This is a genomic window from Rhodococcus globerulus NBRC 14531, from assembly GCF_001894805.1.
Classification (GTDB): domain Bacteria; phylum Actinomycetota; class Actinomycetes; order Mycobacteriales; family Mycobacteriaceae; genus Rhodococcus_F; species Rhodococcus_F globerula.
This window is the reverse complement of the sequence record NZ_BCWX01000002.1, coordinates 1,370,334-1,384,879: the sequence shown is the minus strand read 5'-3', so window position 1 is coordinate 1,384,879 and position 14,546 is coordinate 1,370,334. Positions and strand designations below refer to the sequence as shown.

Here is a 14,546-nt window from a genome sequence, read left to right as displayed (position 1 = left end):
GGTTCAATGAACCGGAGCTTTTCCTGTCTGTCTCAACACAGAGTGTCCGAGGGGGGACTTGAACCCCCACGTCCGTTAATAGGACACTAGCACCTCAAGCTAGCGCGTCTGCCATTCCGCCACTCGGACTCGGCCCCGATTTCTCGGTGCTGGGAAAGAGTATCCGATGCTGTCCCGCTCTCCCAAATCGCGTCGGCGGTGTGGACGTTTGTCCTGTTCAGACGTGTCAGCTGCCGCTGCCGAATGGTCCCGGATTCGGAGCGACGGGGTAGGCCGCGACGTCCATGATCACCGAACCGTCGCAGGGGCCGCCGTAGATGTCGGTGCGCCACGAACCGACCAGGGTGCCGTCTGGCTGTGGCGTGTAATAGGCCAAGGAATGAGCCGGCGCCATCACTTTGGGTACACCCTCACCCTGATAGCAGTCCCATTCCCAGTCGTACGGATGAACCCAACTGGTGCCGTCCCACGTGTATTGCGCAGGCTGAGGCAAAGTCGGATTAGCCGGCGCCGGCCCGGCGATCACGGTGGCGACACAGGGTTCGGCGGAGCAATCGGTTTCGAAAGTGTAGATATCAGAGAAGTCCGGTTCCCACTGACTCGCCGCGAGACTGGTGCCCGTTTTCGAGGCTGCGAACCGCTTGACCGAGTAGTCACCGTCCCAGGTCTGCGTAGCGGCTCCCGCCGGCATTGCCGTGACAATCACGGACGTACCGAGCAACGCTGCGACCAGCAGTGATTTGCGCATAAACGAGTCAAGCACACGGAATGTCCGGATTTCCGGCATTCGGTACATAGTGAACAAAAAATGACCCCAGCTTCATCAGCTGGAGTCATTGGTTGTTTATTCGAGTGTCCGAGGGGGGACTTGAACCCCCACGTCCGTTAATAGGACACTAGCACCTCAAGCTAGCGCGTCTGCCATTCCGCCACTCGGACTCGGCCCCGATTTCTCGGTGCTGGGAAAGAGTATCCGATTCGGTGAGGTTGCCCAAATCGCCAGGTCGGACCACGTCCATGCCGCCGCGGCGGGTGTTTCGGTGGTAGGAAAGTGACATGTCCTTATCGCCGAATAACTCAGGTCCTTCTCGCGCTGAAAGCGAAGTTGTCGAACTTGTCAGCTCACTGATCCGGTTCGACACATCCAATACGGGAGAACTCGAAACAACCAAGGGTGAACGGGCGTGCGCGGAATGGGTCGCCGCCCAACTTCAGGAAGTGGGATACGAGACCGAGTACGTCGAATCCGGCGCGCCCGGACGCGGCAATGTGTTTGCCCGGTTGAAAGGCGCCGAGTCCGGCCGTGGGGCTCTCATGCTGCACGGGCACTTGGACGTCGTCCCGGCCGAGCCCGCCGACTGGAGTGTTCACCCCTTCTCCGGCACCGTGCAGGACGGTTACATCTGGGGACGTGGCGCCGTCGACATGAAGGACATGGTCGGGATGATCCTGGCCCTGGCGCGGCAGTTCAAGGCAGAGGGAACAGTGCCGCCGCGTGATCTTGTGTTTGCCTTTGTTGCCGATGAAGAGGCAGGCGGCAAGTACGGCTGCCAGTGGCTTGTGGAGCACCGTCCGGATCTGTTCGAGGGCGTCACTGAAGCAGTCGGTGAAGTGGGCGGATTCTCGCTGACCGTTCCGCGTCCGGACGGAACCGACCGTCGGCTGTATGTCGTGGAGACCGCGGAAAAGGGACTTGGCTGGATGCGGCTCACCGCAAAAGGCCGAGCCGGACACGGCTCCTTCCTGCACGACGACAACGCAGTGGCAACGTTGGCCGGTGCGGTGGCCCGCCTGAGCGCGCATGAATTCCCGATCGTGATCTCCGATTCGGTCGCGGAGTTCCTGACCGCGGTCGGCGAGGAAACCGGGCTCGACTTCGGCCCGACGTCACCGGACATCGACGGGACACTCGCGAAGCTGGGGAGCATCTCCAACATCATCGGTGCAACGTTCCGCGACACCGCCAATCCGACCATGCTCAAAGCCGGTTACAAGGCGAATGTCATTCCTCAGACAGCCGAGGCTGTCTTCGACTGCCGTGTGCTTCCCGGCCGTCAAGCCGAGTTCGAGCGCACCGTCGACGCCCTGATCGGACCCGACGTCACCCGAGAGTGGATCACGAAACTCGACTCGTACGAGACAACGTTCGACGGTCATCTTGTCGACGCGATGAACGACGCAATCCTGGCCCATGACCCAGGCGCGCGCACCGTGCCTTACATGCTCTCCGCGGGCACCGACGCAAAGGCCTTCGCGAAGCTCGGGATTCGGTGCTTCGGGTTTGCGCCGCTGCAGTTGCCGCCGGAACTCGATTTCACCGCGCTGTTCCACGGCGTCGACGAGCGGGTGCCGGTGGACGCACTACTGTTCGGAACACGCGTGCTGGAACATTTTCTCCGCAATTCCTGAACGCGTGGACAGTCACCGAGTACAAGAAACAGAGAGGATTCGCATGGCTTACGATCCGTACGAACCATTGCCGAAGCTCCCGAGCTTCGAGCTGACCAGTGAAGACATCACGGCCGGTGAGCCGCTGAAACTTGCGCAGGCGAGTGGCGCTTTCGGCGTCCCCGGTGGGCAGGACATCTCGCCGCAGCTCTCCTGGTCGGGTTTCCCCGCTGAGACGAAGAGCTTTGTGGTCACCGTGTTCGATCCGGATGCTCCGACGGCGTCGGGATTCTGGCATTGGGCCGTAGCGAACATTCCCGCTTCGGTCACCGCACTGCCTGCCGGTATCGGCAGTGCGGACAGCACTGACCTTCCCGCGGGAACCGTGACTCTGCGCCACGACGGCGGCGGATTCGGTTTCATCGGTGCAGGCCCGCCTCCCGGGCACGGCCCGCATCGCTACATCGTCGCGGTACACGCGCTCGACGTGGACAAGCTCGACGGAGTCACGGCTGATTCCTCGCCGGCATTCCTCGGGTTCAACGTGTTCCAGCACGCAATTGCGCGTGCAACGCTGACCGGGACGTTCGAGGTCGCATAACGCACTGTGCGCCTTTGTTAACCGCCCGCGGTTAACAAAGGCGCACAGCGTTCAGCGGGGGTTTTCCGCCCCGACGGCCTGGCTGATCGACGAGAAACCAGCCGCGCGGACACGCTTCGCGATTCCCTTGTGAATGCTGCGCGCCCAGAACGGGCCGCCGTAGATGAAGCCGGTGTAGCCCTGCACCAAGGTTGCACCTGCAAGAATCCGCTCCCACGCCTGATCAGCTGTTTCGATACCGCCGACAGAGATGATGGTGAGCTTGTCGCCAACCCGCGCGTACAGCCGGCGAAGTACCTCGAGTGAACGGTCCGCGACGGGAGCGCCCGAGAGTCCACCGGCGCCGATCGCGGCTACCTCCGCGTCCGGGGTTTTCAAACCGTCACGGCGAATTGTGGTGTTCGTGGCCACGATGCCGGCCAACCCGAGTTCGATCGCCAGGTCGGCGACGGCGTCGACGTCCTCGTCGGACAGATCAGGCGCGATCTTCACCAGCACCGGGATATGGACCGTATCGAGTACGGCCTGCAGGAGCGGGCGCAGCGACTCGACGGCTTGCAGGTCACGCAACCCGGGGGTGTTCGGTGAGCTGACATTGACGACCATGAAATCGGCGAGCGGCCCGAGCAATTGGGCGCTGGCGGTGTAATCGGCGGGCGCGTCCGCGGCGTCGACGATCTTGGTCTTGCCGATGTTCGCGCCGATCGGCACAGTGACTCGGCGCTGACGGAGGAAGTTCGCGGCATGTCCGGCGCCGTGATTGTTGAATCCCATCCGGTTGATCAGTGCACGGTCGGCAGGCAGTCGGAACAGTCGTGGCTGCGGATTGCCGGGCTGAGCCTGAGCGGTGACGGTGCCGATTTCAGCGAATCCGAAACCGAGCGGACCCCAGGCGTCGACGCCGGTTGCATCCTTGTCGAAGCCCGCGGCCAAACCGAGTGGGGCGGGAAATGTCAGTCCGAATGCCTGACTACGTAGTACCGGATCGTCGAGAACAAGAACCTTCGCCACGAGCCACCGGATCGGTGCAAACCGAGTCACCAGTTTCATCGCGGTGAAGGCCAGGTGGTGGATGCGCTCCGGGGGTAGCCGAAACATCAGGCTCAAGAGCAGTTGGTACACGATTCTCCTGCTTGTCTGGTGAGATCTTCGATGAAACGGGCGGCTCAGTGAGCAATGCCGTCCGGGTTGTCCACGTGCAACGGTGTCTTCTTGCGCCGCAGAAGGACCCGACGGCTGCCGTCGGGATAGAGCCGCACCTGCGAGAGTTCCCAACCGCCGAACTCCGCGGAAATTGCCAGGCGCATCGACGCCGTCACTCGTGAGACGTGGGGCGGAAGTTGCAGCGGCAGATAGTCGAACACATCGTCGGACATGTCCCACTGTGGTGACGGAGTGCGTCGCAGATGTGGCGATCCACCGTTGTGCCGCTGCATCGTCAGCCGTTCCGAGTGGGGATGACCTGCACGCCGTCCCCGGTTGCGGAACCGACGACGAGAGTTCCGGTGCTCGAATCGACCGCGAGAGAGTTGGGCTGACGAACGGTGTTGAATCGGTTCGTTTCGACCGGGATGCCCGACGAGAGGTCGAGTCCGACAACTTCGTTGGTCCCGGTCAAGCTCACCCACACACGATCGGCGGTCTCGTCGTATGCCACTGCGTACGGCGAATCGCCGACCGGGAATCGCTGGCGCAGGATGAGGGAATCGGCGGTGAAGACCAGCAGTTCGTCGCCGGTGGTGTCGGTGACGAGAATGCGACCGAAATGGTCGGTCACGAGGTGCGTCGCACCTTCTCCGGCGCGCAGGGCTGCGCCGAGTCGGTCTTCGTCGAGGTTGATGTCCGTCAGTGAGGTCTGACGATGATCGAGGGCGCTCAGGTTGTCGCCGGTGACGGCAAGTTCGTCGACCGATGCAAGGCCTGAAATAGTTTGTGACTTATCAGAACTCGGATCGACAACGTGAACTGTGCCTCGCTCGGTTCCGATCGCGATGCGGCCGTCGGGCAACTCGACAGCGGAGTTGGCCGGGTCGGGGGAGGCGAAGGACGTCTGTTCGCCGGACGTCAGATTCAGCTTCACAACCTGGTTGTCCATGGACAGCAGTGCGTTTCCGTCGGACGCGATCGACACGTCTCGGATGTTGCCGTCGATGCTGATGTCGCGACCGGCCGCAGCCGGGCCTGCGGACTCGACCTCGTCGGCCGCGACGATCCGAACGGCGGGCGGATCCTGCGATACGAGAAGTACGTTGCGCGTAACCGGATCAAATGTGATGGAATCGATCCGACCCGAATACGGATGAACGACGCCGTCCAGAGAACTTGTCGTGGCAGGCGATACGACGGCGGTGGCCGGATCAATTGTCTGGAGCTTGGTGCCGTCGCTTTCGGAAGAACATCCTGTCACCAGCATCAACGCCGCCCCCATCGCTGCTGTGGTGGTGCGGAGCCCAATGCGAGTCATGGTGTTGAATCCTCGTTTTCTACTCGAGACGGTGTTTCAGCGGAACGCGCCTGCACTCGATCATCCCTGATCGCTGCGAATCGGTTTTCATTGCATCGAAGTGCAACGGTCATTCCGTCTGCTGTTCGCACGCGATACCGTACAAATACGGATTTCCGCCCACGCGGTAATCCTCGAGGAGATCACTGTGATTCCTGTCGAACCCACCGAATCCGCTGCGGAACGACCCGGCGGATCTTTCGGCGATTTCGAGATCGAAGATATTTCGGTAGGACCATATGCCCACGGTTTCGGCAGGTCGGAGGGGAGAACTTTTGCGTTTCGTGTCCGCAAGAGTGTGCTGTACGTCGAGGTGTATCGCGATTATTGCGAGCGCACCGTGCCGAGTTCTGACGACGTGATTGCCACGGCTAATCGTTCGGTGACCGATATCGACCTGACCGATGAACGCAGCATTTCTGCTGTGGTGCGTGACGCAGTACATTCTGCTGAGTCGGATTCGTCACATTCTCCGGCTCGTGGTTCCGGTGTGACCACGTTGCGCGGAGTGCTCGATCGGCTCGGTTCGATCATCGATTCCGTTCGTTGACGCCGGCTTGCTGATGCTGCGCGCTGCGGGAATCGCGCCGCGGGATCACCAGCGTCGCGCCGCTCCGTGGGTGGGCGAACACTTCGACGGGATAGCCGTAGACGCGGGTGAGCAGATCTTCACGTAGAACCGACGCAGGTGGACCGTCGGCGGCAATGCGGCCGTTCTCGAGGACGACTATCCGGTCCGCGTAGGCGGCGGCCAACGCCAGATCGTGGAGAACGACAACGACGGCGTCACCGTCGGCCGCGCGGCTGCGTGCAACGGACATGACGGCTTCCTGATGCCCGAGATCAAGTGCGGCCGTGGGCTCGTCGAGCAGAACCGTCGACGTTTCCTGCGCCAGAACGCGGGCGAGTGCAACCCTCGCCTGTTCGCCGCCGGACAGCGCCGCAAACGGCCGATGGGCAAACGCTTCGACGTCACAGGTTTTCATTGCCGCCGCGATGGCGTCGCCGTCGCGTTCCTCGCGGGCGGTGCCGGCCCACGGCGCCCTGCCCATCGTGACAACCTGCGCAGCGGTGAACGAGAAGCCAATGGTGTGTTTCTGGGGGAGTACGGCGCGTCGCCTGGCCATGTCCAAGGGTGTCCAGTGATTCAGGTCGGTTCCATCGACGTCGACGCGGCCGGCGACGACGGGCTGATCGCCCGACAGTGCCGCGAGGAGCGTCGACTTGCCTGCGCCGTTCGGGCCCACGAGAACAACTACCTCGCCGGCGCGAACGTCGACGCTGACGCCTTCGAGGATGTTCCTGCCACCGCGCTCGACAGTGATGTCCCGCGCTTGCAGCGTGATGTCACCGCTCTGCGGACTCGACGGTTCGGGTGACGTTCGTCCGAACAGTTCGCGCCAGTTCCGGGCGATGCTGCTCATGCCCACCCACCTTGTTGTGAACGGGTGCGTCGGAGGAGCCAGAAGAAGAAGGGTCCGCCGACCAGTGCCGTGAGCATGCCGAGCGGAAGGTCGGCGTTGTCGATCAGGGACCGTGATCCGAGGTCGGCAAGTAGGAGAACCAACGCGCCGGTCAGTGCGCTTGCCGGGATGAGCGCGCGGTGACCTGGACCGACGACGATGCGCATGAGGTGGGGGACAACCAGTCCGACAAACAGGATGATGCCGGTGAAGGCAACGCTCGCCGACACCAGTAGGGCGACGATCAAGACCGCCAGCTGCCGCAGCCGTTCGACGTTGACGCCCAGGTGCCTGGCGGCATGTTCGCCGAGGGCGAGGAGATCGAGACGCGATGCGATCGCCATAGTCGCGGCGATTCCGACAACGGTCATCGGTGCGACCACCAAGACCGAATTCCACGTGGCGCCGTTGAGGCTGCCGAGTTGCCAGAACACGATCTGATCGCGTGCCGACGGGCTGGCGATGAAGGTGAAGAAGGCGATGAGTCCGCCGGCAAACGCGTTGACCGCCACACCGGTCAGGACCAGGGTGACCACTTCGGTCCGGCCTTCGTGGCGCGCGAACAGGTAGACGATTGCCGTGGTCAGGAGTCCGCAGACAAACGCTGCGGCTGCAATGGCCCAGCCTGCGACGAAATTGCCGCCGACCACGATGACCGCGCTGGCGCCTACCGCTGCGCCGGAGGACACGCCGATCACACCCGGCTCGGCCAATGGATTGGCAAAGACGCCTTGAAGCAGGGCGCCGGAACATCCGAGAGCTGCGCCGACGCAAATAGCCAGAACGACGCGAGGGAAGCGCACTTCCCAGAGCGTGACTTCACCGCTGGGGTGGGCGGGCATCGGGCCGATGTCCAGACCGATGCGGTGCATGATGCTGCCGAGTACCTCGAGCGGCGAGGTCGGCACCTGACCGATACACGCGGAGAGCACGGCGACGATAACCAAAGCGACTGTGAGCCCGATCAACACCCCGCTCACCCGTGAGCGCGATGTCGGTCGTGGTGCCGATTTCTCGACTGCTTTATCTGTTTCTGTACTCACGAATCAGCGGGTCCGTAGATTGCTTCGGCGAGCGATTGCATCACTCGCCCGGTGTTGGGGCCGAAGCTGAGCAGCACGCCGTCTTCCATGTCGACGACCCGCTGGTTCTTTCCGGCCGGGGTCTGGGCGATGCCCGGGATCTTCTCGAGACCGTCGATCCCGCCGATGGACGCGAGACCGTCGGTCATCATCAAGAACGCGTCGGGCGCTGCCGCGATGAGTGCTTCGCTGGTGATGGGAGCAAATTTCTGCGTGATGGCCGACGCTGTTCCGGCGTCGACGGCGCCGAGTGCTTCGATGAGTGAATCGGCTCCGGATCCGTCACCGCCGATCATGGTGATCGCCGATCCGCGGAGGTAGAGGAACGCGATCTTCAGGGGATCTCTGTCATCGGGGACCAGGTCGCGCGCAGCGGCGATTTCGCCTTCGGTCCGGTTGACCAAGGCCTTGCCCTGTTCCGGTACACCGAGGGCGTCGGCGACTGCCTGGATTTGTGCCGGGACACCTTCGAGGGTGCGGGTGGGATCGAAGAAGACGACCGGAATCCCGGCTGCCCGCAGTTGGTCCTGCACACTCTGTGGGCCGATGCTGGTATCGGTGAGAACGACGGTCGGGTTGAGATCGAGGATCGCTTCGGCGCTGAGCGACGAACCACCTACGGTCACTACCGGTACGTCTTCGACAGCCGGGAACTTGGCGGACGTGTCACGCCCGACCAGGTTGTCCCCGAGTCCGAGTGCGACCGTGGTTGCGGCAAAGGTTCCGTACCTGTCGGCAGCGATGATTCGACTGTTGTCCGTGATCGTGACGGGGACGCCGTCGAAGCCGGTGACTGTGGTGGGCAACGCGGCGACCGGATTTTCACTTACCGGTGTGGGGCTGGAATCCTCGAGTACCGCCGTGCGGGCCTGCGTCGAGCCGTCCCCGTCGTTTTCCGCCGACCCACATGCGACCAATCCGAAACCGGCAACCGCAACCAGTGCGGCAGCGGCCCACCGCTTGCTCATTTGACGAGGTAGCTCTCGATGTTGCCCTCGAGGTCGGCAAACAGATCACCGTTGAGGCGGTAGGCCAGGTTGACCTCGTCGATGAACTTCTGCTGGTCTTCGGGAGAAATCGAGAGCGCGTCGAGATTTGCGCGGTACGTGTCCTTGAACGGCTTGGGCTTGGGGATGCCGTCGAAGATGTAGAAACGCAGGCCGTCGGTCTCGAAACCGTACGCACGCTCGAGCATGCGGCGGATGATCTGGCCGCCGGACAGGTCGCCCATGTACCGGAGGTAGTGGTGCGCGACGAAGTCGGCCGGCGAGTCGAAGGCAACTTCCTGCAAACGCGCCACGTAACGCTGCGTTGCCGGCAGGGCCTCCAGGCTCTCACGCCAGTTCGGTCCGCTCAGGAACTCGAGATCGGCTTCGAGCGCCGCGACGCGGAGAAGATCGTCGGAGAGGAACGGGTTGACCAGCGCGTTGTCCGCGTGTGCACGGCCGGCTTCTTCGAGGCTTGTGTAGACCAGGTACGTCTGTCCCAGTAGCGCCGCGTATCCGGCGGTGGTCAGTTCGCCGCCGAGGAGAGCGCCGACAAACCGTGACTGCTCGGTTTCGCGGTGCGCTGCATCGGTCTCCGCCTTGATGCGTTCGGAGAAGGCCGACGCGTCGGCGGGACTGTGGTCTACGTCAAGCGTGGTCATAGGTTCTCCTCTAGCTAAGGAACGTGTTATCTACTAGGTTAGCCTGCCCTCGCTAAATGGGTAATTCGGGTATTTCGTCGAGTGAGACCGCAAGTTACGCGCTCACGTCGTCGAGTGCAGCAGCGATCGCCGCAGGCAACTCCAACTCCTCGGCTACCAGTACACCCGTCAATTGCGCGAGATCCCGAGTACCGACGACGGCGCTGGCAACTCCGGGGCGATCGCGAGCCCAGGCGAGAGCAACAGCCAACGGTGAGGTACCCAGACCGTCGGCGGCTGTAACGACGGCGTCGACAACCCGGACCGACGAATCCGTGAGGTAGCTCTGCACGTGGTGGGAATGAGCGTCGTCGGCGCCGCGGGAATCGACGGGAATCCCGCCGCGGTATTTACCGGTGAGGACACCGCCGGCGAGGGGGACAGCGGCAAAGACTCCGACGCCGTGGTGTGATGCGGCAGCAAACAATTCCTCTTCGACGCCTCGCGCCAAAAGGGAGTACTCCGCCTGAGTGGCGGTGAGAGATGTTGTGCCACAGGCGCCGACGGCCGTAGCCAACTGCCACCCGAGGTAGCCGCGCACGCCGACATAGCGCACTTTGCCGCTCGAGACCGCGTAGTCGAGAGTTGCAGCGACCTCGTCGACCGGGGTCAGCGGATCCCAAGTCGCGACTTGCCACATGTCGAGGTAGTCGGTGCCGAGTTCGCGCAGTGTGGCGTCCAATTGGCGGAGCAGGCCTCGCCGCGAGCAGTCGACGCGATCCGTGCCGATCGGGTTGGGATGGATCCCCGCGCTCGAGCTGACGATCAGTTCGTCGCGGGGGACGACGTCGTCGAGAAGTTCGGAGAGGAGTCGTTGAGCCGCGCCGTCACCGTACGCGGGGGAGCTGTCCACCAGGGTTCCGCCGGCTTCCGCAAATGCCAGAAGTTGTGCGGCGGCCTCGTCCCCGTCGGTGTCGCGTCCCCAGGTGAGCGTGCCGAGTCCAAGTCGCGACACCCGAAGTCCGCTCGTTCCGACTGATCTGTGTTTCATCAATGCCGTCCATCTCACGCCCGACCCGGGAGCGTACGTCGCACCCGGGAGTTCTCACCACGTGCAGACTAGTGGTCACCCGACCGAACTCGGGGGATTCGGGCATCAGCGTGCCGGGCGCGGCACGTCTGGCGGTGCACCGGTAGCGTGACGCCAGTGAAAAGTGAACTCGCCCCACGAAACTGTTGTGTAGTAATCCCATTCGAATCAGTGCAGTTCGCATCAGTCCGGGCGGTTCTCTGATGGGTGAGGCGATGACATGGCTACAGGCCATGGTCCTGGGGCTCGTGCAGGGATTGACCGAATTTCTTCCCGTCTCGTCGTCGGGGCATCTGCGCATCGTCTCGGAGATCTTCTTCGGAAGTGATGCCGGTGCGTCCTTCACCGCGGTGACTCAGCTCGGCACCGAACTCGCGGTCCTGATCTATTTTGCGCGCGATATCGTGAGGATCATCACCGCGTGGTTCCGAGGGTTGTTCCACGCCGAGCATCGCGGCGACCTCGACTACCGGATGGGCTGGTACGTCATCATCGGCACGCTGCCCGTCGGTATTCTCGGGTTCCTGTTCAAGGACCAAATCCGTACCGGCGCACGAAATCTGTGGCTGATCGCCACAATGCTGATCGTGTTTGCGCTCGTGATCGCCGCCGCCGAGTACTACGGACGTAAGTCCCGACCCATCGAGTCCCTCACAGCGCGTGACGGCATCATCATGGGTTCGGCGCAGGCGCTCGCCCTCATCCCCGGAGTGTCGCGTTCTGGTGGAACCATCAGCGCCGGTCTGTTTCTCGGACTGACACGTGAGGCCGCCGCACGCTATTCGTTCCTGCTGGCGATCCCGGCGGTGCTGGCGTCGGGACTGTTCAGCCTTCCCGATGCCTTCGAACCTGCGGGTGAGGGACTGAACGCCAGTGGCCCCCAGCTGTTCGTCGCGACGGTGATCGCGTTTGCGGTCGGCTATGCGGCCATCGCGTGGTTGCTCAAGTTTGTGGTCAATCACTCGATGTACTGGTTTGTCGGCTACAGAATCGCTCTCGGCGTAGTCGTCCTTGCGTTGCTGGCCACAGGGGTTGTGTCCGCGACATAACGCCGGTTTCGACGTCGACCGCCCGCCGCGCTCTGCGCCGCCCCATTAGGGTTATGGCATGACAGTTGTCCTTCTGCGGCACGGGCGGTCGACGTCCAACACGGCCCACACACTTGCCGGTCGCACGCCGGGCGTCGAACTCGACGATCACGGCCGGAAACAGGCAGCGGCCGTCGTAGACAGGTTGGTGGGTCTCGACATTGCCGAGATCGTGCGGTCTCCGCTGCTGCGATGTGAGCAGACGGTGGGTCCCATCGCTGCGGACCGTGGATTGACTCCCGTTGTCGAGGAACGCCTCGTCGAGGTGGACTACGGGCAGTGGACGGGCCGCCCCCTCAAGGATTTGCTCGAGGAACCGCTGTGGAAAGTTGTGCAGCGGCACGCGTCGGGTGCCGTCTTCCCCGATGGTGAAGGGCTGGCGCAAGTGCAAGCGCGGGCCGTTGCCGCGATTCGTGAACACGACAGAAGGCTTGCCGAGGAGCACGGCAAAGACGTCGTGTGGATTGCCTGTACACACGGCGACGTCATCAAATCCGTACTGGCGGACGCGTACGCGATGCATCTCGATTCGTTCCAGCGCATCGTTGCCGAACCGGCGTCGATGAGTGTGATCCGATATTCCGCGACCTCGCCCTTCGTGCTGCGGGTCAACGACACCGGAGATGCGCTGGCGGCGATCGGTCAGGCCAAGGCGTCGACCAATGGCTCCGCTCCCGAACAGGAATCCGTGCCTGGCGGCGAGGTCGGAGTGTGATCGTGACGGATAATGGGTACCCAGGGAAGTTCCGCTCGAATTCGAGGAGGTGCAATGTCGCGCGCGATTCACGTATTTCGCACCCCTGACCGATTTGTCGCAGGGACCGTGGGAGAACCCGGTGACAGGTCTTTTTATCTCCAAGCCGTGCACGAGGCGCGAGTAGTGAGCGTGCTGCTCGAAAAGCAGCAGGTTCAGGTACTGGCAGACCGGATGGGTCTACTCCTCGAAGAGGTACATCGCCGTTTCGGCACCGAGGTTCCGCCGGAAGCCGGTGATATCACCGACCTCAGTCCGCTTGTTACTCCGTTGGATGCCGAATTCCGGGTCGGGACGATGGGTTTGGGCTGGGATGCAGATGCCGGCGCCGTTGTGGTGGAACTTCTTGCAGTGAGCGAAACCGAGTTCGACGAGTCGGTCGTGCTCGACGATTCGGACGACGGACCCGACGCGGTCCGCGTGTTCTTGACTCCGGAGCAGGCGCGCGAATTCTCACTGCGATCCGAGCGAGTGATTGCCGCCGGCCGTGCGCCATGTCCGCTGTGCGGCGAACCCCTCGCTCCGGACGGACATATCTGTGTCCGGACCAACGGATATCGCCGCGGTGATTCGTTCGGGTTCGCGATCGACGACGCCGACACCGACGAGGACTGAGCGGTGTCGAGCTCGCCTGGCCCTGATGTCCAGCTCGAAGGTGAGCTGACGGTGATCGGTCAGATCACCACTGCCAGCAACGCAACTTTGGTCTGCGACGCTGTTCTCGGCGACGAGTCGATGCGGGTCGTCTACAAGCCGGTGCGCGGCGAGCGCCCGTTGTGGGACTTCCCGGACGGCACCTTGGCGGGGCGCGAAGTGGCGTCGTATCGGGTGTCGGAGGCGCTGGGGTGGGGTGTCATCCCGCGAACAGTGTTGCGCGACGGACCTTTTGGGCCAGGAATGGTGCAGAAATGGATCGACACCGTCGACCGCCACGCTGACGTGCTCGGTACGCCGGACATCGTCGATCTCTGCAGCCCGGACAATGTCCCGTCAGGATGGTTCGAGGTTCTTCAGGCGTTCGATTCTGCGGGGGAACCGGTTTCGCTCATTCACGCCGATGATCCGCGGCTTCAGCGGATGGCAGTGCTCGATGTCCTCATCAACAACGCGGATCGCAAGGGTGGTCATGCACTCGAAGGGATCGACGGCTCCGTCTACGGCGTGGATCACGGAATCTGCATGCACACGGACAACAAACTACGCACTGTCCTGTGGGGATGGGCAGGCCAACAAGTTCCCGGGCCCTTGATCGCGGATGTCGCGGAATTTGCGGCAACTGTCGACGGCAGTTTCGGTGATGAACTGTCGGAACTGGTTACCGACGACGAAATTGCGGCGCTGGCGCAGCGGGCGCGTGAGCTGACGTTGTCAGCAGTCATGCCTGTGCCGAACGGGCATCGAACGATCCCGTGGCCGGCTTTCTAGTTTTCGTTGTACTAGTTTTCGTTGTACTTGGGATTGAGTTCCGGTGACCGAACCAGCCGTAGTAGCTGTTCGCGCAATGCCGACACATCTCCGGCGCCGAAGGCCAGAGCGGCTTCGTCCTTTTCGAGTTCGAGTAGGCGTTCATAGGTCGCTTGCCCGGACGCCGTGATGGCTATGAGGCGTCGTCGTTCGTCGCGCGGATCGGTATCCCGGGTGACGTAGCCGGCACGCTCGAGGCGATCGACGGTCCGACTCATGGTCTGGTCGGTTACCCGAGCCTTCTTGGCGATGTCTCGCTGCGACGCGGGGGACATGGCGATGGAATGTAAGACGATAAGTCCGGCGTGCGTCATGTCCTGGCTGCGTAGGACCTGCTCCCACGAGTGTTCGACGAGGCGCGCCGCAGTCGACAGCAAGCGGCCTGTCGGCCAGTTTTCGAGCCCATCCTCGGTCACGCTCCTGCCTTCCGTTTGCAATTGTTCAGCTTGCTGAACAAAATAGGGGACCATCACGCATCAGCCAAAC

Annotated in this window: 17 protein-coding genes and 2 tRNA genes; 7 read left to right on the top strand and 12 right to left on the bottom strand. The window is 62.8% G+C overall.

Annotation, left to right across the window (positions count from 1 at the left end):
* Positions 1-43: 43 nt before the first annotated feature.
* The 3 genes from RG2_RS14920 to RG2_RS14910 form a co-directional block, all read right to left on the bottom strand.
* Positions 44-129: transfer RNA gene (locus RG2_RS14920), tRNA-Leu, on the bottom strand.
* Positions 130-226: 97 nt separating this feature from the next.
* Positions 227-748 (bottom strand): Rv2253 family sensor-like surface protein, encoded by a 522-nt coding sequence (locus tag RG2_RS14915; protein ID WP_072782541.1) that lies wholly within the window; start codon positions 746-748, stop codon positions 227-229.
* 105 nt (positions 749-853) lie between these two features.
* A tRNA-Leu gene (locus tag RG2_RS14910) sits at positions 854-939 on the bottom strand.
* Between the two features lie 117 nt (positions 940-1,056).
* Here RG2_RS14910 and RG2_RS14905 point away from each other — a divergent pair.
* Positions 1,057-2,409, top strand: a complete 1,353-nt coding sequence (locus tag RG2_RS14905) for a M20/M25/M40 family metallo-hydrolase (RefSeq protein WP_033231920.1) — start codon at positions 1,057-1,059, stop codon at positions 2,407-2,409.
* 43 nt (positions 2,410-2,452) lie between these two features.
* Positions 2,453-2,989, top strand: coding sequence for a YbhB/YbcL family Raf kinase inhibitor-like protein (locus RG2_RS14900; RefSeq protein ID WP_033231921.1), 537 nt, complete (start codon positions 2,453-2,455; stop codon positions 2,987-2,989).
* Positions 2,990-3,040: 51 nt separating this feature from the next.
* Here RG2_RS14900 and RG2_RS14895 read toward each other — a convergent pair whose 3' ends face one another.
* The 3 genes from RG2_RS14895 to RG2_RS14885 are packed head-to-tail and all read right to left on the bottom strand — an operon-like array spanning position 3,041 to position 5,453.
* Positions 3,041-4,111: a quinone-dependent dihydroorotate dehydrogenase gene (locus RG2_RS14895; protein ID WP_033231922.1), complete on the bottom strand. Its 1,071-nt coding sequence runs from the start codon at positions 4,109-4,111 to the stop codon at positions 3,041-3,043.
* Positions 4,112-4,155: 44 nt separating this feature from the next.
* Positions 4,156-4,425 carry a DUF5703 family protein gene (locus tag RG2_RS14890; RefSeq protein ID WP_033231923.1) on the bottom strand — a complete coding sequence of 90 codons (270 nt, stop codon included), beginning with the start codon at positions 4,423-4,425 and terminating at the stop codon, positions 4,156-4,158.
* A 2-nt stretch (positions 4,426-4,427) separates the two neighbouring features.
* Positions 4,428-5,453: an NHL repeat-containing protein gene (locus RG2_RS14885; RefSeq protein ID WP_033231924.1), complete on the bottom strand. Its 1,026-nt coding sequence runs from the start codon at positions 5,451-5,453 to the stop codon at positions 4,428-4,430.
* A 187-nt stretch (positions 5,454-5,640) separates the two neighbouring features.
* Between RG2_RS14885 and RG2_RS14880 the strand changes: the two genes are divergently transcribed.
* Positions 5,641-6,042 (top strand): hypothetical protein, encoded by a 402-nt coding sequence (locus tag RG2_RS14880; protein ID WP_033232184.1) that lies wholly within the window; start codon positions 5,641-5,643, stop codon positions 6,040-6,042.
* Here the strand turns inward: RG2_RS14880 and RG2_RS14875 are convergent.
* The 5 genes from RG2_RS14875 to RG2_RS14855 all read right to left on the bottom strand — a co-directional run bounded on the left by RG2_RS14875 (position 6,023) and on the right by RG2_RS14855 (position 10,715).
* Positions 6,023-6,916 carry a heme ABC transporter ATP-binding protein gene (locus tag RG2_RS14875; protein WP_051730311.1) on the bottom strand — a complete coding sequence of 298 codons (894 nt, stop codon included), beginning with the start codon at positions 6,914-6,916 and terminating at the stop codon, positions 6,023-6,025. The genes RG2_RS14880 and RG2_RS14875 overlap by 20 nt on opposite strands.
* Positions 6,913-7,998, bottom strand: coding sequence for a FecCD family ABC transporter permease (locus tag RG2_RS14870; RefSeq protein ID WP_033231925.1), 1,086 nt, complete (start codon positions 7,996-7,998; stop codon positions 6,913-6,915). The genes RG2_RS14875 and RG2_RS14870 overlap by 4 nt, the downstream gene beginning before the upstream one ends.
* Positions 7,995-9,005: a heme/hemin ABC transporter substrate-binding protein gene (locus RG2_RS14865; protein ID WP_033231926.1), complete on the bottom strand. Its 1,011-nt coding sequence runs from the start codon at positions 9,003-9,005 to the stop codon at positions 7,995-7,997. The genes RG2_RS14870 and RG2_RS14865 overlap by 4 nt, the downstream gene beginning before the upstream one ends.
* On the bottom strand, positions 9,002-9,685 hold the full coding sequence (locus tag RG2_RS14860) for a biliverdin-producing heme oxygenase (protein WP_033231927.1): 684 nt from the start codon (positions 9,683-9,685) through the stop codon (positions 9,002-9,004). The genes RG2_RS14865 and RG2_RS14860 overlap by 4 nt, the downstream gene beginning before the upstream one ends.
* A 94-nt stretch (positions 9,686-9,779) precedes the next feature.
* On the bottom strand, positions 9,780-10,715 hold the full coding sequence (locus RG2_RS14855; protein WP_033231928.1) for an aldo/keto reductase: 936 nt from the start codon (positions 10,713-10,715) through the stop codon (positions 9,780-9,782).
* Positions 10,716-10,957: 242 nt separating this feature from the next.
* On the opposite strand from RG2_RS14855, the gene RG2_RS14850 reads away from it, so the two are divergent.
* The 4 genes from RG2_RS14850 to RG2_RS14835 are packed head-to-tail and all read left to right on the top strand — an operon-like array spanning position 10,958 to position 14,021.
* Positions 10,958-11,803: an undecaprenyl-diphosphate phosphatase gene (locus RG2_RS14850; protein ID WP_080711626.1), complete on the top strand. Its 846-nt coding sequence runs from the start codon at positions 10,958-10,960 to the stop codon at positions 11,801-11,803.
* Between the two features lie 58 nt (positions 11,804-11,861).
* Positions 11,862-12,557 carry a histidine phosphatase family protein gene (locus RG2_RS14845; RefSeq protein WP_033231929.1) on the top strand — a complete coding sequence of 232 codons (696 nt, stop codon included), beginning with the start codon at positions 11,862-11,864 and terminating at the stop codon, positions 12,555-12,557.
* Positions 12,558-12,611: 54 nt separating this feature from the next.
* Complete coding sequence (locus RG2_RS14840; protein ID WP_033231930.1) at positions 12,612-13,211, top strand: DUF3090 domain-containing protein; 600 nt, start codon at positions 12,612-12,614, stop codon at positions 13,209-13,211.
* A 3-nt stretch (positions 13,212-13,214) separates the two neighbouring features.
* Positions 13,215-14,021, top strand: coding sequence for an SCO1664 family protein (locus RG2_RS14835; RefSeq protein WP_033231931.1), 807 nt, complete (start codon positions 13,215-13,217; stop codon positions 14,019-14,021).
* Positions 14,022-14,032: 11 nt separating this feature from the next.
* Here RG2_RS14835 and RG2_RS14830 read toward each other — a convergent pair whose 3' ends face one another.
* Complete coding sequence (locus tag RG2_RS14830) at positions 14,033-14,476, bottom strand: MarR family winged helix-turn-helix transcriptional regulator (RefSeq protein WP_033231932.1); 444 nt, start codon at positions 14,474-14,476, stop codon at positions 14,033-14,035.
* Positions 14,477-14,546: the final 70 nt, after the last annotated feature.